Origin of the sequence: Variovorax rhizosphaerae (genome assembly GCF_037889975.1) — a bacterium.
In the GTDB taxonomy this organism is placed as follows: domain Bacteria; phylum Pseudomonadota; class Gammaproteobacteria; order Burkholderiales; family Burkholderiaceae_C; genus Variovorax; species Variovorax rhizosphaerae.
Map to the genome: position 1 here is coordinate 1 of NZ_JBBKZT010000034.1, position 18,445 is coordinate 18,445.

Sequence of the window (18,445 nt, forward strand, 5' to 3'; positions counted from 1 at the left end):
GGCGCGCTGGTCCGGGACTACTCGCGACTGGACGCCCGTCGGCGCTGTGACCCTCAACCCCGAACGTGACTGCATCGCTCAGACACACGCGAGGGAGCCAAACATACAGCCGCTGGCTGCATGAACGAGGCGACAACTACATTGACGCGCACCGCAGGACAGTCCGACAGTCGCTCATCTGAGACCTTAGATGTCGCACTTGTAGGCCCTGGCCGAGGCACGGACGCTGCGACGGCCCTGCGCCGTGGGGAGCCATACGACGCGATTGGCCCCAAGTGAGCGAGCCTGTTGCAGAGCGTCGGCGCGCGAGTTGCTGTAACCCAGCCCGGCGTTGCCGCCGTACAGCCCCGAAGACCCCATCACGGTACCAAGGTACCGGCAGTCGACCACGCCTGCCGCATCGGTCGACTGCACAGCAGCTTCAATCGTCTCAACTTTTACGGGCGCGGCCGGTCTCGCACAACCCATGAGCGCAAGGGCTGCAAGGCACATAAGGCGAGTCGCTTGCATATCGACAGTGATGCGGCGAACTTCAGGAATAAACGTCTTTGCCAAATCGGGATTGAACCAGCGCCCGCATGGCTGCGACAAGCGGGGTGTCGCCGAAGGACACGAACAACTCCACTCCACCCGGCCGAGGAATGTGCACCAGTTTCGCGATCCAGCAACTTTTCAGATTGTCCCATTCAATGGCAACGTGGTGGCGCTCGACAATGGGTCCTCCTTGCGACCAAGCAGTGGAGGGTTCGAAAGGCATCCAGCTGACCAGGCACACAGCCTTCCCATCCACCTTGCGTATGACAGGAGAATTTCCAATGGAACGCGCAACCCAATAGTCCAGTGGCGCCGCGGTGAGTTCGGCAGTCTTCATGGCTGCCCCTTCTCCAGATGATTGCTCACGAGTCACAGAACGATCATCCCCTGCGTAGACGCCGATCGCGCGCACGATCACAGCTTCCCGCGCGGCATCATCCAACCGCCCATCCAGAACGACAGGATCTGCTTTTGGAATTCGGTCTGCATTGCGGAAATTTGGCGCTGCATCTCAGCCTCTGCGAAGCCGCGCCCCGCGTGAATCATTTGGTTAGCAGCGCTAAGCCAAATGCTCATGAAGGGATTGCGCGCCATCCATGGATTGCTCATTTGGTAGCCTCGCTTGATAGTTGGAAAATGTGGAATCTCGGCGCATCTACGAGCGATCGCCGTAGGACGAGCGCCGCACCCGATGTCGCTACCAAGCAGGGTATTCACTAAAGCCGTTACGAGGACGCGTCCCACTTGATAGCTTCTAGCCTCCAGGCCTGCTCAGTGAGCTTCCATAGCAACATACGTTTTTGTGCGCCCTTCTCCGGGATCACATGAACGGAGATCGTTTCTCAGCGACCGGCCTCATCTGCGCCCAATGGATGGCTGCACGAGGTCGACCGTGTACTTTTGCCAGCCAAGAAGAACGTCGTCCAGACCGCACGGGCCACGCCGAGACATCACATACTCATACGCGGCAGTGGTAACGGCGGGCTTGGTGGAAACGCTGAGGCCCCGGCACTTCACCGTCTTTTGCGCCGACCAAAGACTCAGGCCAAAAAACTCCAAGACATCAAGACGGAATCGAACTGCCCGCGAGAGCACCCGTCAGCAGGACAGATGCGCGTCAGCCGTTAATTTCCTCAGTGATGACTTTGAAATGCGATAGCCTGTTGGCACCGAACACCATGGTGATCGGCACGTCGGCCGCGTCACGCCCGCGCGCAATGACAATACGTCCGATGCGTGGCACGTTGTGACGCGCATCGAATGTATGCCATCGGTCGCCCAGGTACACCTCGAACCAGGCGCTGAAATCCATGGGATAGCGCACCGGCGGAATGCCGATGTCGCCCAGATAGCCGGTGACGTAGCGCGCCGGGATGTTCATGCATCGGCAGAGGGTGATCGCCAAGTGCGTGAAGTCCCGGCACACGCCGGTTCGCTCCCGGAATGCCTCCAGGGCGCTGCGTGTGGAGCGGGCGCGCCGGTAATCGAATGTCAGGTGCGAGTGGACGAAGTCGCAAATGGCCTGCACGCGGGACCAACCCAGCGGCGTATTGCCGAACATGTTCCATGCCACCTGCAACAGCTCGCCGTCTACTTCGCAGTAGCGGCTGGGCAGCAGAAAGCGCAGCGCCTCCACGGGCAGGTCGGCTGGCGCGTATTGAAAGGCGCCGAACGCCTGTGGGTCCGGGCTGCCGTTGTCGTACACCACGCTCTCATTTCGAAGTCGCACGGATGAAACGCCAGCATCCACATGGACGCGAGCGCAATGGTTGTCGAAGTCGTCCAGGTAGAAGTCGGTCAGCAGCGGCGGACTGAGCGTGATGTTCTCCATTCCACCCTGAACATCGCGCTCGCGGGAAGGATGGACCTGGAGCAGGTAGATCAGCGTCGTCGGTGCGCTGACCTCGAGTTCAATGTCGTAGCCGATCTTGATGAGCATCCATCAACTTTATCGAGCGAGCACTGCCGACGCTCGCGTCCGCAGCGCTTCGTCGCGTAGGCCATGGCTGACTGGACCAGTGCCCCTCATCAGCGAGCTTCCAGTAGAGCGCCGCCGGAGTTCCTCCACGCTCGAAACAAGCACGGACGCGGGCACCCAGCATGCGCAAGCACCGCTTCGTCTATGGCAATGACTACCGGTGGGCCACAAGCGCAACCTGCGAGACGGCTGACGCGTGCCATGTATGGCTCGAGCGTGACGCAGACAGTTGATGGAGTTGCGTTCTGCTCGCACAATGCCGGGGCCGGCGACGTGGCTGTCTTCGAGGGCGACAGGCACTGGCAACTGCACTTCATAAGCGAAAAGCGAACTGTCCTGCGATAGCGCGGGGCAACCTTCGTTGATGCACCCGTTGCTGGCACTTCCAAGAGGTCCTGCGCAGAGTTGGCATTGCGCAAGGCCAAGGCCCGATGCCCCCTTTCAATGTTGCAGTTCGCCAGCGACCCGCTGCTCGCCAAAATCGACTCATTCACCAGTCCCTGCGCCGGGGCCAGTGCCTGCCAGCTACTGCAAGAGTGACCGCGTTACCCCTGATCGCTGCAGCCGACCAGGCAGCGCATCGCGGTACAACCCCTCGCATGTTCCCGCGCTCGGCGCACGAACCTCGGTAACGGTGGAGACGATGAAAATGCCGTTCGCGCTGCATTCGCTCGCGACATGTTGAACTCGCCACGCGGGAAGCCCGAGGCGGATGCTTGGGCAATTTGGCCGAAATGTACTGCGAGGCGGTTCGCAGCTGAAAAAGCGGGATGAGTTGGCTTGAAGTACGCTCCAAGCCGGTGCGTCCTACGATTTCGGTATGAGCGGGCGCATCCGCAGCCGCACTGTGCCTTCAGCAATCAGCGTCTCGGTTGCTCGTCGGCCACCGGGCTGAGAGCCGGCTTGATCCTTGCGACACGCCGAAGCGCGAATTGCTTGGGCCGGTGTCAGTTCTGACGAAAGAGTTTCAATGATCCAACTGTCAATTTCACGATGGTGTCTTGTGGCGTGTGCGCTGCTACTTGGCGGATGTGCAACCCGACCGGTCAACCCGCCGATCACACAGGCCGATCCGGGCAAGGGCTATCGGTTCGAGACGCGCCAAGCCCGGGTCAAGGACAAGGACACGCTCGTCATCCTGGCATTCTCTGGTGGCGGCACGCGAGCCGCGGCGTTCTCATATGGCGTGCTGGAATATCTTCGTCGCACCGAGATTGTCAACGCCAAGGGAAAAGGTCGCCTGATAGACCAGGTGGACATCATCACGGGAGTCTCGGGTGGCAGCTTCACCGCGCTGGCATACGGCCTGTATGGCGACAAGCTGTTCGACGACTATGAGCAGCGCTTTCTCAAGCGCGACATCCAGGGCGAGATCGTTTCCCGGTCTTTCAACCCACTCAACTGGGCCAAGCTGTCCTCCACCGGCTGGGGGCGTTCGGAACTCGCGTCGCAGATGTACGACGAGCACCTTTTCAATGGCGCTACCTTTGGCGACCTCGACCGTGGGACGGGGCCTCTGATCCTGGCCTCGGCGACCGACATCTCCAGTGGGGCACGTGTCGTCTTCCATCAGGGCGTCTTCGACATTCTTTGCTCGAACCTGAACGTAGTGCCGTTGTCGCGCGCCGCGGCCGCCTCTTCTGCGGTGCCGGTGGTGCTCTCGCCCGTCACGCTCAACAACTACGGTGGTACCTGCAACCTTACGCCTCCCCCATAAGTGAATCAATTCATCGACACGGACAATCCGCCGCGACCGGCCGCGCGTGCGATTCGCTCGCTCAGGTCGCTGAGCGACTTCGGCGACGGCGCCAAGCGTCCCTACCTGCACCTGGTGGATGGCGGCGTGTCGGACAACGTGGGCATGCGCGGCGTGCTCGATTCGCTGGAGGTCCTTGAAGCGATGCAGGAAGCCGGGATGCCGACGCAGCTCGATCAAGCCAAGCGCATTGTCGTGGTCATCGTCAATTCGCTTTCTTCGCCTCCCACGAATTGGGATGAATCGGAGTCGCCGCCCGGCAGCGCGGCAATACTGCTGAAGTCGAGCGGCGTTCCGATCGACCGCTACTCGTTCGAATCCGTGGAACTGCTGCGCGACATGGCTGCGCGATGGAACACCATGCGTCGCATTCGCAACTCACCAACGTTGGCCGCCAACAGGGATCCTGCGCTTGCGAAGGCCATACGCGGGCCGGACGCAGAAATCTATGCCATCGACGTGTCGTTTGCAGCGCTGAAAGACAGGGCGGAACTGGAATACCTGAACCAGCAGCCCACCTCGTTCGTGCTGCCCGACGAGGCCGTCGACCGCCTGCGCGCCGCAGCCGGCAAGATCATGGCGGATTCACCCGAGTTCAAGCGCTTGCTCAAGGATGTGGGCGGCACATTGGCTGAGCCGGCGGACACGCGATGAAGCGTCAGTCCGTGAACGGACGAAGCTGAAGGTGCGTCGCGAGCAACACCGGCTCAACCCAAGAAATGTCTATCCTGGCGTGCCGGTCGCTCTCAAAGATTGATCGGGCATCGTGGGGTACTCGGCCAAGGGGTCCACCCGTGGCCTGATTTCAGGTCTTCCGCAGGGCGGGCCCAGCGCCCGCAGTGGCGCGCTGTCCAGCCTGTGGTGAGCCCGGGCTGTCCGAGAACAGGGTAATGGTCCTTTTCGTGCAGATTGATACGGTTTGCGCCGAGGGCATTTTTTGGCGCGGATTCCACGTCGATAGCGGCCTGCTCGACGGGGCGCGCCGGCCGGCGTTGTACAGTCTCCAGCCCGCTGAATCTGCCCGCCGGTCATGTCCACCTACATGTATCGCTTCGTCGGCCTGGAAGCCCTGCCCTCCCGCCTGACGGACTTCGATCTTCAGTACTTTTTCCGGCTCGGAGATGGCGACGTCGAAGCGATCCGTCAGCGATTCCGATCCGACCGTCGAGTTGCAGGCGCACTTCAACTGCTTTTCCTGCATGCGTGCGGCCGCCCCATGGACCGCTTCTCAGTGCTGCCGCGCAATCTGCTGCAGTATGTGGCCGAAACGCTCGCGGTCCCTCCTCTCACAATCGCCAGCCTTCGGAGTCTTTACCAGCGCCGTCCTACCCTCTACGAACATCAGCAGTGGGCCAGGGACTACTTGGGCCTGCGCGAACTTGACTCGGACGCAGAAGCTGCCCTCGTGGCCATGCCCGCCCTTCATGCCGCCGACGCTCCGCACCCGGACGACTTGGCCACGTCGGCACGCCACTGGCTCTACGACCACCGCGTCCTGATCCCTGGCGAGCGCCGCGTGCAGGACTGGGCGCGCAACGCGTTTGCCGCGACGGAATCTGTCATTCGCAAGGCGATGGCGAGCGAGGTCTCGCCTGCCGTCGTGCGCCGCTGCCTCAAATCGGCCCATAGCCAGCGTGCTGACGCCGGCTGCTCCCACCTCGAGTGGCTCAAGACGCCTTCCGGCCGCCACGGCTCCTCGACGCTCGCGGTCATCTTGGAGAAGATCGCCTACCTCAAATCGCTCGGCGTTCACGAGTGGCTGCTGGCCGGCATCAGCCTGCCCAAGCAGCACGCTTATGCGCAGCAGGTGCAGGCGCGCCGGCCTGCCAAGAATCGCGAACTCAAGGAGTCCCGCCAGGCAATCGAACTGGTGTGCTTCCTGCGCTTGAGCCTGCTCGAACTCACCGACATCGCCGTGCAGCAGAGCCTGCGCCGCAGCCAGCAACTGTTTCGAGAGGCCACGCAGAAGGTAAGGACGACGCGCGAGTTTTCAGACAGCGCTGCACGCACGCAGGTGGGGCTCGCTCGGGACGTTCTGCGAGATGGCGCCATTTCGGTTCAGGCTCGGTGCATCGAAGCCGATCGGCTGCTCACCGAGATACTGGACGTGCCTCACAAGAGCTTTGCCTCGGAAGTGAGGAAGGTGCTGTCTACCGATCACCAGCGTGTCAAGGCGTTCCTGGGAGGCTTGCAGTCGCTGGACTTTGGCGGTCGCGCCAAGGATCCAGCGTTCGATCAGCTCGTCGCGTGGCGTGAATTGCAAGGGATGAAGGCGTCCGAACTTCCCGGCGACTTTGTCGTGCCCGATGTGGGCGCCACTTGGCACGACCTTGTGCGCGATGCCGATCCCCGCTCCGGCCTTCGCGCGTTTGCGGCGTGCACCATGATGTCGTTGCGCAAGAGCCTGCGAAACGGCCGCGTCTGGATCGACCATTCCCTGAGCTACCGCTCGCGCGAGCAGATGCTCATCTCCCCTATCGAATGGGCGCGTGACCGGAATGCATACCTGTCCTTGCTGGGAATGCCGGCATGCGCCGATCCATTGGTTGCTCCCCTCCTCGACAATCTCACAGCCGGCGTCGCGGCGGTAGCCGAGGTGTGTGAGCAAGGTTTGCTCAACATCGATGCCCGCGGCATGCTCCATCTGCCCGCCGTCACCGCGCTGCCCCACGAAGGCGAGCCACGCCGACTGCGTGATCTCATCTATCTCAAGATCGGCCGCGTACAGTTCCCCGATCTCCTGCTGGAGATCGATGCTCAGTGCAACTACAGCGAAGCGCTCCTGGGCCATCGTGCGGAAACCGTTGACGAGCTTCTCGCGCTGTATGCCGCCCTGCTCGCGCACGGAACCGACATCGACGCCAAGAACGTGGCGGCAATGATCCCGGGCTTGGACACGGCACGGGTGTCCGTTGCGATGCGGGCGCTGGAGACGCCCGGGCGCCTGCGCCGCGCGAACGAGCGCGTGGTCGAGTTCCAGGGCCGCGTGCCGATTGCTGCACACTGGGGCGACGGCGCCAAGGGTTCGGCCGACATGATGTCGCTGGAAGCGTCGCGCCACCTCTGGAGCGCGCGCACCGATCCGCGGCGGCGCACCTACGCAGCCGGCATCTATACCCACGTGCTCGACCGCTGGGGCATCGTCTATGACCAGCCCATCGTGCTCAATGAGCGCCAGGCCGGCGTGGCCATCGAAGGCGTTGAGCGACACAACCGCAGTGACGATCGCATCCGGCTATCTTTGCTCGCCGTCGATACCCATGGGTATTCGAGCAGTGCCATGTCAGTCGCCAAGCTGCTCGGCTTCGACCTGTGCCCTCGCCTTCAGGATCTTTCGGAGCGCAAGCTCTTCCTGCCCGCGGGCTTCGCCGTGCCGGAAGGTATTGAGCGCGCGACGGTCAAGCGGGTGTCGCGCAGGGCGATTCACGAGGGCTGGGACGATTTGATGCGCGTTGTCGCATCGATCCGGATCGGCAAGATCGGAGCCGACGTTGCGCTGCGTCTGCTTGGCACCGCCGCGCAAGGTGACCCGGCCTATCGGGCGGCAGACCATCTGGGTCGCCTGCTGCGCAGCATCTTCCTGTGCGACTACATCGCGATCCCCGACTTCCGGCGCGAGATCCACACATTGTTGAGCCGCGGCGAATCGGTGCATCAGTTGCAGCGCGCGGTCTACACCGGCAAGGTCGCGCCAGAGCGGGGGCGAAGGCGCGACGAGATGAGGGCGATCTCTGGAGCACACGCCTTGCTGACGAACATCGTGCTCGCGTGGAACACCAGCCGGATGGACGATGCGGTTCAGCGCCTGCGCAAGGACGGAATCGACATTGACGATGCATGGCTGCGCCGTATCGCGCCAGTGCACTTTGCGCACATCAACTTCCGGGGCACCTTCAGATTCCGGATCGAGATTTACGCCTCGGCGCTACTCCAACCGGGCGCCGCGCCAAGGGTCAGCGCTGACGCTTGAGGTCCCCGGCGTGAGCCAGTCGATCTGATCCGCTCGCACGCAAGGTCGAAGCGTATCAATTGGCACGGAAAGGACGTTGCCGCGCAGAAACAGAGATCACTAAGTTGTTGTCAGGGTTACGCTTTTCAAAGCTAACCGTATCAATCTGCATGAAAAGGACGATTACCCCAAATACCGGGGTCATCCGACCGCAGAACGCTCACCGCCTTCAGGCGTAGGGCAGGCATGCTCCCCCGGTCCAGCGATCAAACTTCTTGAGGCACTGCGGTCGATGACAGCAAAGTAGATACCCCTTGCGGGGGCCGAAGTTGCTGCGCCGTTCGGCCCCCGTCTAAATGTTTATGACAGGTCCTGAGCGCATTGCAGTCGCTAGTCGACTTATGCCGCAAGACGGCTGAGGGCCCGTTGCTGTCCTCTGAGCTGGCTGAGTGAACTTCAGCTAATGCAAGGCAGGCGGACAATAATAGCGGTGCCTTCGTCAGCTGAGGAAGCGACACTGATCTTGCCATTGTGGCCCTGAACGATCTCCCGCGCGATGAACAAGCCGAGCCCCAGACTGGTCGCGGGGCGCTCATGCGGCGCCGAATCCGTGAAAGGGATCTGAACCAGAGGGTTAAAGATGACCTGCATGGAGTCTTCGGGTATCGGCTCACCACGGTTCTTGACGACCACGACATCATTCTCAAATCGACTTTCCAGCACCACGGGGAATTCTGGATCGCCGTGCTGCACGGCGTTGACCAGGAGATTGGTGAGCACTTGCCGCATTCGGGGCACATCGAAGTCGAAGGCAAGGTTCGGGGCAATGTGCGCCTCGAACTTAAGGCGCGGATTAGAGGCAACGCATTCCTCAACTGCCTGCTCACATAGAGCACTGAAGTCGCCCGGTCGCGGTGTCACCTTGATGCCACGGCCTAGCCGAGTGCGGGTGTATTCCAGCAGGTCGGTGATCATTTCGCTGATGGACGCGATGCTCTGCTTGGCAACGCGCACTGCGCGATCGTTGGGTGCACCATTTGCAGGACGGGCAAGCAGCTCGACGCACGAGCTGAGGGCACCCAGGGGGCTGCGCAGGTCATGGCCCAGGACGGCCAGGAAAGTGTCCCTCGATTTCGCCATCTGCTCCGAATACGAGAAGAGTGCTTCGGCGAGCCCTTGGTCGATGCCCTCGTTGAATCGAACGATCTCTTCGAGGACCGTTGCGTCAACAGTGCCCATAGTTCGCATCCACAGCCGCAAGACTGATGCGCGGAGCGCCCGGTATTCCGCGCCCACTTGGCTGACATCGAAGCCGACGCTGTGGCGCAGCTTGCCGTGAACCGATGAAAAGGACGCCTTCGTGCTCTGCGCTGCCAGCCCCTTGCCCTTCGCCTCGCGCTGGTCCTCCGACTGGTCCGACTCCATCTCGATGGCAATGTCGAGCAGGATGTCATGGGCGTGGTCACGAAGCTCGATGACAGACATTGTCTCCGCAGGCGGAATCATCGTTCGCGCAAATGCCTCCCAGTCCTCCATGATCTTCTCGAGGTTGGCTTGGATGAACTGGCTCAGGCGCATGGCGTGAGTATGCCGCCTCAACTTGGAGCTTTGGCAAATGGTGCTCGTTGCGAATCGTTCTCGTAGGAGCGCTGGGCAGCAGCGCTCAAGCACCGCCGGCCAAGATGGCGAGTTTTCGCCTTGGCTTCGTGCCTCGTCTTGCGGACACTCTGCGGTTCGTGCTGCTCACCTCACGTAGCCGATCACTAGCTCAGCCCTCCACTGCTAGCGAAAGCCACGCCACCGCCATGGATTTCACTTCGTCGGCGAGCAAACAGCCGAAGACTGAACCAAAGCACAGTGTGCACGGGCACTGCGGCGCCGTAGAGTCTGCTGATGGTCGAGCCCGGACTTCTCATTGCAGTTGTGGACGATGATTCGCCAGTGCGAACCATGCTTGCGAGGGTGCTCCGGCTTGCGAACTTCCGGGTGGCAGACTTTTCCTCCGGAGAGCACTTCCTGGCGGCTCTTGAACTTCAAGCCGCAGCCTGCGCCATCGTAGATGTGCAAATGCCCGGACTGTCAGGGTTCGAGGTACTGGCGCGGATGCGCGCTGCCAACATTCATGTACCGGTCATCTTGATCACTGCCAGCGATGATGAAGCGCTTGACCGCGTGGCGATGGCGGCTACGGCAATGCGACTTTTGAGAAAGCCTTTCTCAAGCACTGAATTGTTGGCGGCCATCGCCGTCGCGACCTGCGTGCAGACACCATGAGTCTTAGACCAAGCCTTGTGGTCACAATCTGGGCCGCCACCACTATGCCTTCCGTCGGTAAACTGCAGCGAAGATGTGCGCCCGCCAAACAGAATGCCGTGCTCCATCGTTCGTACCAGAGCATAAGAAGCCCAGGAGCACGCTATGGATCAACGCTTCACATGCCGCTTTTTGATTGCGCTGCTTCTAGTTTGCTGCTTCAGTCCGTTTGCTCTGGCCCAAAAGGAGGCCGAGGACCTGGAGCGCGCGTTTGCCGCGACCTTTGCCTTGGTCCCGGAAGTTGCGCGGCTTCATGCCGGGCTCGCATGCAATAAACACGGGCAGCAGGCCGTCCAGGTCGTGCGCGCTCGCGACTCAGGTATGGGGCAGGCAGCGGCGCTTGCACTTCTGGCGCCGCCTCAAAGACCCGGATCGGGCGAACAGGACACGAGGGTGGATGCCGCGGTCCTCACTGCCAACACCGCAATCGTCACATTCGTCTTCGGTCCCGTGCGGCCCACGGCCGAACTAGCGGGCGCAATCGTGAACGCGTCTTGCCTGCTGGAGGCCGGCAAGACGTTTGGTCAAGTCAGGATTTAGTTCATTGCCGCCTCGCCGTGAGGCGCCACCCCTACGTGCCCGCGTGGACGTTTTCGGCTCGGTCCATGACGTCACATTGTTGCAGTCTGTCTGCGCGCCCCGACACGGTTATTTGGTGCGGATCCGGGGTGGTCGCCCCACCACGCCTCGACCCTTCAAGTCACTGGATTGCAAGCAGCCTGGCGACTTCTTCGTGATCACGCATAGCGTGGAATTCGGTGTCACTACGGCGTTCAAACGCAGCAATCGCCAACTGTTCCCCGTCGAGAAACACTACCAGGGTCCGCCCCTGCCGAACGCAGAAACGCGCCGAGTCCGGCTCTTCGCCGCTAGCCTCTCGGTACCAGCTCGCCAGCTCATGCGCAATCCGGTTGAATTGCTCCACGCTGAAAGACCACTGAGCTGGTTCTTCGACAGCAATCTTCATTTCACTCCATCCGCCACGGGTTCAAACACTTCACCTCAATCTTCGATCACCAATGACAGCTTCGCAGCCTTGGGCCTATCCGCCGGGGAGACGTCCGTGCACGTATGCAGGTCTCGAACGGCCCGAAACACCCCGTCGTCGCGGGACCGAAGTTCATGGCTCACGACCGCACAGATGAAGTCTTGAGGCAAGTCCGAGTGCCTCAAGATGCGCGAACTGATCGCAGCCGTTGCGCTTTCAACGTCTTCCTTTCCCACGCGGAGCATCTCTGACCGAACGCGCCGCAGCAGGTCCTCGGGTTCTGCGGGACCGACGTACCCTTGCTGGGCCAGGCGCTGCCGGACAATCGACATCGTGCCGCTCAACATCGAGGCGGCTATGGCGCGGCTCAAGCTCATAAATGGGTCACCCTCCAAGGAGCGCTCCGCAATGTAGGTCAGGCTGACCGCTCCAATGCGCTGTGCGATCAAAGCATCAATGCGCTGAATAAGCCGCGCTCGCGCCAAAGCCTGACGACTTGTCAACTTGATTCTTTGCTTGGACATTGCATCCACAGCCACAGCTTATCGATGACAGGAGAGGCTGCCAAGGCCGCGCCAGCCCTTCCCAAAGACTGGGGGCCTGGCTTGGCAGCAGAGCTATCTGTTGGCAAGTACCGCAATGGGGTCCGACCAATCGTCGCAGGCGACGCCACGACAGGCCGCTCGGCCACAACCTGACGTTCGTCTGCACGCGTCGAGGGGCTGGAATGGTTTCACCCTTCTTCAGAAAAATCGCTTCACGTCCATTTCGGCATTTGACTCTGGCGGGCGCCTGTTGATACTGTACGGTGCAACGTCGCGCACTACCCCGGAAAGCGGGCATCATGAATAGGCGAGACATCTCGGTGGGGCTGCTTGCACTTGCTGCGCTGCCGCAAGTGACGCGGGCACAGGCGCCGGGCAGGATCTACCGGATCGGCTGGCTGGGCGTCGACCCTCCGGAGACGACACCTCCTTATACCGCTGCATGGGCCCAAGGCATGGCCAGGCTCGGGTGGGTCATCGACAAGAACCTGGTTGTCATTTACAGGTACACGGATCGAATGGAGCGCCTGCCTGAACTGGCGGCCGAGCTTGTTCGCCTGAATGTGGATGTCATCGTGACTTTCGCGGGGCTACAGACGGAAGCGGCGAAACAGGCCACAGACACCATCCCGATCGTATTCATGGTAGATGGCGACCCCTTGGGACGGGGGCTCGTCGCGAGCTTGGCAAGACCCGGAGGGAACATCACCGGTGGCAGCCTGATGCTGCCCGAACTGTGTGTGAAGCGCGTGCAGTTGCTGAGGGAATTGCTGCCGGGTGCCTTGCGCGTCGCGGTGCTTTGGAACGTCGCCAATTCCGTAAAGCAGAGAGATTGGGAGGCAACCCGGCAAGCCGCCCGTGACCTCGCGATCAACCTCGAACCGTGCCATTTCACGGGCCCGCAAGACTTGCAAGCCGCCTTTCAAATGGCTCGAAAGGCCAAGGCAAATGCATTGATGACGCTCGAAGACCCACTCACCTGGCTGTCCCGAAGCACGATTGTCGACTTCGCGGCAAACGCGCGGCTGCCTGCGATCTACGCACACGGCGAGTACGCGCAGATCGGGGGATTGATGGGCTACTACGTCAACGGCGACGAGCTGCATCGGCTGAATGTGTACTACCTCGACAAGATCTTCAGGGGTGCGAAACCTGCCGATCTGCCGGTTGCCCAGCCGACGGTGTTCACGTTGGCGGTGAATTTGAAGACCGCAAAGGCGCTCGATTTGACGATACCGGAAACCATCCTGACGCGGGCCGAAGTCATCATCAGCTGACCAATGGCCAGATAGCTGGCGGAAAACAAGCCGGTGCTGGGCACTGCATTGCGGGCTTTCGATCCGACGCCTCGAATACCTTCTTCGGGCCCATCTGCGACGTGGAGTGAGCAACGCTGTCAGTCGGCGTCCGAATGGTGCTTGGAAAAAAGCAGCATTTTCAGGAGCGGTCGGCCGGAGGATCGGCGCTGGCGGGCGGGCGGTGGGCGGACGGATCCTTCCGGCACCTATATGAACCGAACGGTATACATCTCAGACCACGGTTGCGGCGTTACAGTGCGAGTTCGGACGACCTACCAGCGGCGCCCCGCTTGGCCCGTCTTTGGGCCAGTTGGAAGGAGTTGCGATGCTCAGAAGATTCGAAACCGTTTCTAGGTGGCCCGCGCTCTTGTTGACGCTCGCCTGGTTGCTTTGGTCGACCTCAGGACACGCCCAACAAGACGCGAAGGTCATACGTATCGGGATACTTTCAGTGTCCCCGTCGTGGGGCGAAGACGGGCCAACACGAACCATCGCAAAAAAGCTTCGGGCCCTCGGCTACGTGGAAGGAAAAAATGCGAGGTTCTACTTCGGCGACGGCAACTGGCATGACGATCGGCTGGCTGAACTGGCCGCTGAACTGGCCGCTGAACTGGTAAACCGGAAGGTTGATGTCATCATCGCACTGACCAACATCCCCGGTTTTGCGGCGAAGAAGGCGACCAACCGCATTCCCATCGTTGTGTGGGGCATCCATGGCGCCGTCGAAACGGGATTGGTCCGTAGCCTGTCGCATCCCGGAGGGAACGTAACCGGTGTCGAGAGCCTAGCCTCAGAGCTTGATGCCAAGCGCCTAGATTCCTTGACCAGATTGAATCTGGCGGTCTCAAGGCTGAAGCGCAACGGGGTTGAGTTATTGAATTGACGCGGGCGGTTGATGGGACAATGCCAGTGTCTGCGCGAACACCCCCAGCGGCGTGTGCCACGCGTGCGTGGCGCGAGGCCTGTTGTTCATGCTGTCGGCGATCCCGTCGAGTTCGTCCTGGCTGAACAGGCTCAGGTCTGTGCCCTTGGGCATGTACTGCCGCAGCAGGCCGTTCGTGTTCTCGCAAGTGCCGCGTTGCCAAGGGCTGTGCGGATCGCAGAAGTACACCTTGACGCCCGTCTGGGCAGCGAGATCCGCGTGACGCGACATCTCCTTGCCCTGGTCGTAGGTCAGGCTCTGGCGCATCGGCTCGGCAATCGAATTCAGCTTGGCAGAGAAGCCTGCAAGCGCCGAGGCAGCGGTCGCGTCGTCCATCTTGGCCAGCAGCACCAGGCGGCTCGTGCGCTCGACCAGCACGCCCACTGAGGATTTGTTGCCCGCCCCCTTGATGAAGTCGCCCTCCCAATGCCCCGGCATGACGCGGTCGTTCACCTCTGGCGGGCGCACATGGATGCTGACCATGTCGGGGATCTGGCCACGGCGATCATCGCCGCGGGTGCGCGGCATGCGCGTGTTGTGGCCGCGGCGCAGGCAGGCGACCAGTTGGCGTCGCAGCTCGCCTCGAGGCTGCGCGTAGATTGCGTTGTAGATGGTTTCGTGGGACACGTGGCGCTCGGGCTCGTTGGGGAAGACGCGCTTCAGGGTACCCGCGATCTGCTGGGGCGACCAGCGCCAGTCCAGCAGGGTGAGCACGACTTGCCAGCCCACGCCCTGCATGTCGAGCTTGCGCGGTGCACGCGCGGCCTGGCGACGCCCCTGGCTGCAGACCTGCGCCGAGTGCGAGGCGTAGGGCAACTCGCCCAGCGTGTTGCGCTCCAGCTCCCGGCTGATGGTGGAGGCGGAGCGCCCGAGCGTGCGGGCCATGGCCCGCACGCTCAAAGACTGCTGACGCATGCTCGCTATCGTGATCCGGCCTCGGGTTGAAGCTGCTGATACCTGGTTCGCTCATTCATGTGCACACCTTATGCGATGAGGTGTTGCAGTTCAGATTTGAGGCCGCCATCTGCATTGATTGAGTCAAGTTATGTAGGCGGCGATGTGGGCTTGGTCGCACCATGAATGGACGGCGTCTTCGGCAGCATGGAATTGGCGCAGGGCTTGCCGAGCGGCCGGGGCGAGGGGTACCGGCGGGGCCATGGCGGGGCGCAGGATGCGCGAGTACACGCGCGTGTAGAACAGCGCCGTTCGCAGTCCTTCATTGGTCAGTCGATAGCGGTGGGTCTTCGGTAGTCGCTCGATCAGGCCGTGCAGGCGCAGCCGTCGCAGTTCGTAGCTCATGCGCCCGGGCGAGATTTCGCCGGCACGTTTGCCGAGCAGGACTGCGAACTGCTGGCGCAGGTCCTTGTTGGTGAATCCGCGCGCGACGAACACGAACATCAGCACCGCATTGAGAACCGCTTGGGCATTGGCGTCGCCGAAGCGCAGCGCGGGCGCACGCTGGCCTTCGATCAGACGCGGTCGCTGCAGATGCTGGAAGGTATCGTCCCCCAGCGCACAGTCGTGGCTGATCTGCTCGATCTCGAGCAGCCGCCGATTGGCGGCAAATCCGATGCGGCGTAACTCAGGCAAGTTCTTCAACAGCCGCCCCACGCCGAAGTCGCGCGTGTCATTGATGGTGGTCTCGCTCCTCAAGGCCTGGCCTTCCTTGTGGTACTGCTTGATGCGTGAACGCTTGTAGTCCACATGCAGCGAGGGCGTGACACCCTCGGTGATCACCCGGGTGCGGAATCGGCCCGGGGTGCGCCGGTTGACCCGTCGATCGAAGATGAGTTGGACTTGGCCGGGGCGCCCGATGTCCAGGTTCTCGCGGATGACCTGCTCGAAGAAGATGCGCCCGGCCACCGGCCGATCAAGCACCTGGGTCAGCGCGAACTCGGCCTGCAAGATCGACAAGCCGTAGCGGTAACCGGCGCCACGGTCGCGCCGATCAAACGGATGGGGCAGCCGCGCCAGCCATTTGCGCAGTAGCCGGTCGATCTTCTTGTCGTCCAACCCATCGCAGATGCGCTGCAGCGCCCCGGGGTCGGCGCAGGACAGCACGCCGTTGTCCAGCGCCTCGAAGGCGATGCCGCGCTTGCGCAACTGGCACTTGGCATATTCGTTGCCGTTGATGCACAGCTTGGCGTTGTAGGGTGTTAGCGCTGGTGTAAATCCGCATCTATGCGCCGGTGAGGACGCGGTTTTGCGACTTTGATGGAATCGAGCGCAGAGACGATGCCTGCCTCTGTCGCGCCTTTTGAGGGCGAGCTCTGGCCGAGCGCAGGCTTGCCCTTGCGCGGCGCCGATTGACGAACCCTAGCCGCACCCACGGGTGCAGGGCGGCAGCACATTCAGGGCAGAACCAATGCGTTTGGGCTGCCTCAGTCGCGGCCGAAGGCTCAACCCGGGCCAGAAGACTGCTTGGCAGGACGGGCTCAGCGGTCGGCGCTTGTTGCGAACCCTGATGCGTCACCGAACCTGCATCCTGGGCGCCAGGCGCACGTCGCTCCTTCTGTCGCAAGCGCCACCTGCGCGTTCGCTCGACATGGTTGACTCGCCCGATGCCGCTGGACTGGTACCGCTGGCCAGCTGCCTGCTGAGCTTCAACTCGTGCCGCGCGGGAGCAAGCCTGGCCGCAGTAAATCTGGCCACGGTCACAACGGCTACAGAGCACGGTGCGTTCGCGACACCGGGCACACAAAAACATGCGACCAACCGATTCCATCACGCGCTGCTCCTTTGACTGAGGATTGTCCGCTTCGGCTCGTAGCACCTGGTACGCAGCCTCGCCCCGACAAAACCGCGTCCTCGCCGTCGCATAGACGCGGGTTCCGACCAGCATTCACATAGGGGAAGTAGGAACAGAACTTCAGGAAGAACGGGCCGAAGTCCCGGTCCACACAATAGAAATAGAAGTGGTTGACCATCGCCGAGCCGTCCACCACCCACGGGTAGCTCATGCCGGTGGCAGCATTGCGGCGACGCTCGGTGCGCACAACCCGGGCCTTCTCCTGTGCGCGACCGACGTAGAGCACGCCTTCCTCGGCGTCGAACTGCCGCAGGTATTGCTGCGTGAGGTCGTCCTTGCGTTGGTGCTTGGAGAAGCTGACCATCTCCACGCCCTGCTCAGCGACAAAGCGCTCGATACTGGCCACGAACGCGTCGGTCTTCGCTGCCACCCCAGCGGTCGATGCGAAGCGCTGTCCAAGGTGGCCGCGCAGATACCACACCACGCCACCGATGCGCTGCAACTGCGGCACGTAGACGTTGAGGTACATCCGGTCGATGCACTCGCTTTCGAGCACGACGTGCTCGCGCAAGACTTCGCAGACGCTGTGTGGTAATTTCATCGTCGGCTCCGGTCGTCCACGGGGTCTTCGGACCCCATTGAGCTTCGAGCTCCAAATACTTCTGGGCCTGGCCCAGACGGCTCGACCGGAGCCACCTTACCCCAATGCAACCGCCCGCGAGAAGGGCTCCCGTATCACTCGTCGGTCTGAGGCGGAGCCTCGTTAGAGCTTATTAGAGAGATCGTGCCCTCACTTGGTCGACTCGGCGTCGTCTACAACCCGAACGATCAAGGTGCACCAGCTCATCTGCGATCGCTTCGCCAATCGGCCAGAAGCTTGGGCATAAGCATTGAGAGCAATATCCCCGTTAAGTTGCCCGAGGACTTCGACAGGGTTCTGCCCATGACCGACTTCAGTTCGATGGATGGCGTGATGACGTTCACGAATGACTTGACGTCATCGTATTGGGGAAAAATCAGCGGATTCCCTCTTGGACATCGGTTGCCTACGGTATGCGAATTCCGATTTCTTGTTCAGATGGGGTGCTTGATTTCATACGGGCCATCGCTCGACGAGTTTACGGAGCGGGTGGTACTCCAGGTCGACAAAATTCTTAAGGGAAAGAGCCCGTCGGAAGTGCCCGTTGAGCAAGCAACTCGGTTTGAGCTTGCCGTGAACAATAGGACTGCGAAGGCGCTTGGAATCACGCTCCCGCGGGCGATTGTCATACGGGCTGACGAGGTAATCGAATGATCGGTGCGCGGCCGCCTTTGACCTTGGGCTGACGGATCACCTACGCGGCTTTATCATTTCAACTGAGCGTTTGGACGCTGTCGGATGCCGATGTGGAAACTCGGCGATAAGTAGGGGAA

The 18,445-nt window shown here is 61.6% G+C and carries 17 protein-coding genes; 8 read left to right on the plus strand and 9 right to left on the minus strand.

What is annotated here, in order from left to right:
• Positions 1-532: 532 nt before the first annotated feature.
• From WKW82_RS36750 to WKW82_RS36760, 3 genes are all read right to left on the minus strand, one after another.
• Positions 533-871 carry a phage protein NinX family protein gene (locus WKW82_RS36750; RefSeq protein ID WP_340348138.1) on the minus strand — a complete coding sequence of 113 codons (339 nt, stop codon included), beginning with the start codon at positions 869-871 and terminating at the stop codon, positions 533-535.
• 77 nt (positions 872-948) lie between these two features.
• Positions 949-1,143 (minus strand): hypothetical protein, encoded by a 195-nt coding sequence (locus WKW82_RS36755; protein ID WP_340348139.1) that lies wholly within the window; start codon positions 1,141-1,143, stop codon positions 949-951.
• Between the two features lie 508 nt (positions 1,144-1,651).
• Positions 1,652-2,473: a transglutaminase-like domain-containing protein gene (locus tag WKW82_RS36760; RefSeq protein ID WP_340348140.1), complete on the minus strand. Its 822-nt coding sequence runs from the start codon at positions 2,471-2,473 to the stop codon at positions 1,652-1,654.
• A gap of 1,009 nt (positions 2,474-3,482) precedes the next feature.
• Here WKW82_RS36760 and WKW82_RS36765 point away from each other — a divergent pair.
• The 3 genes from WKW82_RS36765 (at position 3,483) to WKW82_RS36775 (ending at position 8,238) form a co-directional block, all read left to right on the plus strand.
• Positions 3,483-4,229 (plus strand): patatin-like phospholipase family protein, encoded by a 747-nt coding sequence (locus WKW82_RS36765; RefSeq protein ID WP_340348141.1) that lies wholly within the window; start codon positions 3,483-3,485, stop codon positions 4,227-4,229.
• Positions 4,230-4,922, plus strand: coding sequence for a hypothetical protein (locus tag WKW82_RS36770; RefSeq protein ID WP_340348142.1), 693 nt, complete (start codon positions 4,230-4,232; stop codon positions 4,920-4,922). It begins immediately after the preceding gene.
• Between the two features lie 376 nt (positions 4,923-5,298).
• Positions 5,299-8,238, plus strand: coding sequence for a Tn3 family transposase (locus WKW82_RS36775; protein ID WP_340348143.1), 2,940 nt, complete (start codon positions 5,299-5,301; stop codon positions 8,236-8,238).
• 435 nt (positions 8,239-8,673) lie between these two features.
• On the opposite strand, the gene WKW82_RS36780 is transcribed toward WKW82_RS36775, so the two are convergent.
• The gene (locus WKW82_RS36780) at positions 8,674-9,795 is read right to left on the minus strand and encodes an ATP-binding protein (RefSeq protein ID WP_340348144.1); all 1,122 of its coding nucleotides are present in this window, start codon (positions 9,793-9,795) and stop codon (positions 8,674-8,676) included.
• 315 nt (positions 9,796-10,110) lie between these two features.
• Here WKW82_RS36780 and WKW82_RS36785 point away from each other — a divergent pair, with 315 nt between their 5' ends.
• Together WKW82_RS36785 and WKW82_RS36790 are read left to right on the plus strand one after the other, a co-directional pair.
• On the plus strand, positions 10,111-10,491 hold the full coding sequence (locus WKW82_RS36785) for a response regulator transcription factor (protein WP_340348145.1): 381 nt from the start codon (positions 10,111-10,113) through the stop codon (positions 10,489-10,491).
• Positions 10,492-10,635: 144 nt separating this feature from the next.
• The gene (locus WKW82_RS36790) at positions 10,636-11,070 is read left to right on the plus strand and encodes a hypothetical protein (RefSeq protein ID WP_340348146.1); all 435 of its coding nucleotides are present in this window, start codon (positions 10,636-10,638) and stop codon (positions 11,068-11,070) included.
• Between the two features lie 160 nt (positions 11,071-11,230).
• Here the strand turns inward: WKW82_RS36790 and WKW82_RS36795 are convergent, their stop codons facing one another.
• Both WKW82_RS36795 and WKW82_RS36800 read right to left on the minus strand, forming a co-directional pair.
• The gene (locus WKW82_RS36795) at positions 11,231-11,497 is read right to left on the minus strand and encodes a hypothetical protein (protein ID WP_340348147.1); all 267 of its coding nucleotides are present in this window, start codon (positions 11,495-11,497) and stop codon (positions 11,231-11,233) included.
• A gap of 35 nt (positions 11,498-11,532) precedes the next feature.
• On the minus strand, positions 11,533-12,042 hold the full coding sequence (locus WKW82_RS36800; RefSeq protein WP_340348149.1) for a hypothetical protein: 510 nt from the start codon (positions 12,040-12,042) through the stop codon (positions 11,533-11,535).
• 320 nt (positions 12,043-12,362) lie between these two features.
• Here WKW82_RS36800 and WKW82_RS36805 point away from each other — a divergent pair, with 320 nt between their 5' ends.
• Together WKW82_RS36805 and WKW82_RS36810 are read left to right on the plus strand one after the other, a co-directional pair.
• Positions 12,363-13,340, plus strand: coding sequence for an ABC transporter substrate-binding protein (locus tag WKW82_RS36805; RefSeq protein ID WP_340348150.1), 978 nt, complete (start codon positions 12,363-12,365; stop codon positions 13,338-13,340).
• Between the two features lie 346 nt (positions 13,341-13,686).
• Positions 13,687-14,244, plus strand: coding sequence for an ABC transporter substrate binding protein (locus WKW82_RS36810; RefSeq protein ID WP_340348151.1), 558 nt, complete (start codon positions 13,687-13,689; stop codon positions 14,242-14,244).
• On the opposite strand, the gene WKW82_RS36815 is transcribed toward WKW82_RS36810, so the two are convergent.
• From WKW82_RS36815 to WKW82_RS36825, 3 genes are all read right to left on the minus strand, one after another.
• A complete protein-coding gene (locus WKW82_RS36815) occupies positions 14,233-15,198 on the minus strand; it encodes an IS30 family transposase (protein ID WP_340348152.1) in 966 nt (321 codons plus the stop codon). The genes WKW82_RS36810 and WKW82_RS36815 overlap by 12 nt on opposite strands.
• Before the next feature lie 123 nt (positions 15,199-15,321).
• Positions 15,322-16,386 (minus strand): hypothetical protein, encoded by a 1,065-nt coding sequence (locus WKW82_RS36820; RefSeq protein WP_340348153.1) that lies wholly within the window; start codon positions 16,384-16,386, stop codon positions 15,322-15,324.
• 560 nt (positions 16,387-16,946) lie between these two features.
• Positions 16,947-17,633 carry a hypothetical protein gene (locus WKW82_RS36825; RefSeq protein WP_340348155.1) on the minus strand — a complete coding sequence of 229 codons (687 nt, stop codon included), beginning with the start codon at positions 17,631-17,633 and terminating at the stop codon, positions 16,947-16,949.
• A 171-nt stretch (positions 17,634-17,804) separates the two neighbouring features.
• Here WKW82_RS36825 and WKW82_RS36830 point away from each other — a divergent pair, with 171 nt between their 5' ends.
• Positions 17,805-18,326 carry an ABC transporter substrate binding protein gene (locus WKW82_RS36830; protein ID WP_340348180.1) on the plus strand — a complete coding sequence of 174 codons (522 nt, stop codon included), beginning with the start codon at positions 17,805-17,807 and terminating at the stop codon, positions 18,324-18,326.
• The last annotated feature ends 119 nt before the right edge of the window (positions 18,327-18,445 follow it).

Bases quoted from the DNA above. Each gene is read 5' to 3' on its own strand.
- WKW82_RS36805 (WP_340348150.1), top strand. From the start codon at position 12,363: ATGAATAGGCGAGACATCTCGGTGGGGCTGCTTGCACTTGCTGCGCTG.
- WKW82_RS36760 (WP_340348140.1), bottom strand. From the start codon at position 2,473: ATGCTCATCAAGATCGGCTACGACATTGAACTCGAGGTCAGCGCACCG.
- WKW82_RS36750 (WP_340348138.1), bottom strand. From the start codon at position 871: ATGAAGACTGCCGAACTCACCGCGGCGCCACTGGACTATTGGGTTGCG.
- WKW82_RS36765 (WP_340348141.1), top strand. From the start codon at position 3,483: ATGATCCAACTGTCAATTTCACGATGGTGTCTTGTGGCGTGTGCGCTG.
- WKW82_RS36780 (WP_340348144.1), bottom strand. From the start codon at position 9,795: ATGCGCCTGAGCCAGTTCATCCAAGCCAACCTCGAGAAGATCATGGAG.
- WKW82_RS36815 (WP_340348152.1), bottom strand. From the start codon at position 15,198: ATGCGTCAGCAGTCTTTGAGCGTGCGGGCCATGGCCCGCACGCTCGGG.
- WKW82_RS36785 (WP_340348145.1), top strand. From the start codon at position 10,111: ATGGTCGAGCCCGGACTTCTCATTGCAGTTGTGGACGATGATTCGCCA.
- WKW82_RS36800 (WP_340348149.1), bottom strand. From the start codon at position 12,042: ATGTCCAAGCAAAGAATCAAGTTGACAAGTCGTCAGGCTTTGGCGCGA.
- WKW82_RS36825 (WP_340348155.1), bottom strand. From the start codon at position 17,633: ATGAAATTACCACACAGCGTCTGCGAAGTCTTGCGCGAGCACGTCGTG.
- WKW82_RS36755 (WP_340348139.1), bottom strand. From the start codon at position 1,143: ATGAGCAATCCATGGATGGCGCGCAATCCCTTCATGAGCATTTGGCTT.
- WKW82_RS36810 (WP_340348151.1), top strand. From the start codon at position 13,687: ATGCTCAGAAGATTCGAAACCGTTTCTAGGTGGCCCGCGCTCTTGTTG.
- WKW82_RS36795 (WP_340348147.1), bottom strand. From the start codon at position 11,497: ATGAAGATTGCTGTCGAAGAACCAGCTCAGTGGTCTTTCAGCGTGGAG.
- WKW82_RS36790 (WP_340348146.1), top strand. From the start codon at position 10,636: ATGGATCAACGCTTCACATGCCGCTTTTTGATTGCGCTGCTTCTAGTT.
- WKW82_RS36775 (WP_340348143.1), top strand. From the start codon at position 5,299: ATGTCCACCTACATGTATCGCTTCGTCGGCCTGGAAGCCCTGCCCTCC.